This window comes from Vibrio sp. 10N.222.55.C6, assembly GCF_041473395.1.
Classification (GTDB): domain Bacteria; phylum Pseudomonadota; class Gammaproteobacteria; order Enterobacterales; family Vibrionaceae; genus Vibrio; species Vibrio crassostreae_C.
Genome location: NZ_JBFRSD010000442.1, coordinates 1 through 528, shown reverse-complemented (window position 1 = coordinate 528; position 528 = coordinate 1). Strand labels below are relative to the sequence as shown.

The following is a 528-nucleotide window of genomic DNA, read 5'->3' as shown; positions in this document are numbered from 1 at the left end:
AACGTGGATCAGTACAAAAGGCACGTATAAACCTCGCGCTTTGTTTTCCAGAAAAGTCTGTTCAAGAGCGTGAAACTATTCTAACCAATTGCCTAACAACTGCTGGTGCCTTTTTACTTGGTTTTCCTGCCATATCATTACGCAGTAAACGTTGGCTTGAAAAACACTCAGAAATCATTGGATTAGAACACTTACAGCAGCTGCAAAAAGACAATCAAAGTGCTATTTTGCTCGTACCTCACTCTTGGTGCATCGACATTCCGGCTATCCTTTTAGCTTCAAGAGGCTTACCCGTTTCTGCGATGGCAAATAGCCAGAAAAACCCTCTGACCGATTGGCTCATGCACAAGCAAAGAGTTCAGTATGGCGGGCGAGTTTATGATCGCAGTGGCGGCATTAAACCTTTTATCAAATCAGTCAAAGATGGCTACTTGGGATATTACCTGCCAGATCAAGACCATGGCCCAGAGCAAAGTGTATTCTCAGACTTCTTTGCGACTGAAAAAGCAACCTTACCTGGACTTGGAA

Annotated in this window: 1 pseudogene; it reads left to right on the top strand. The window is 43.8% G+C overall.

Going from position 1 to position 528, the window contains the following annotated elements:
• A pseudogene (locus AB4486_RS24500) lies at nt 1-528 on the top strand (lauroyl-Kdo(2)-lipid IV(A) myristoyltransferase); the annotation flags it as partial.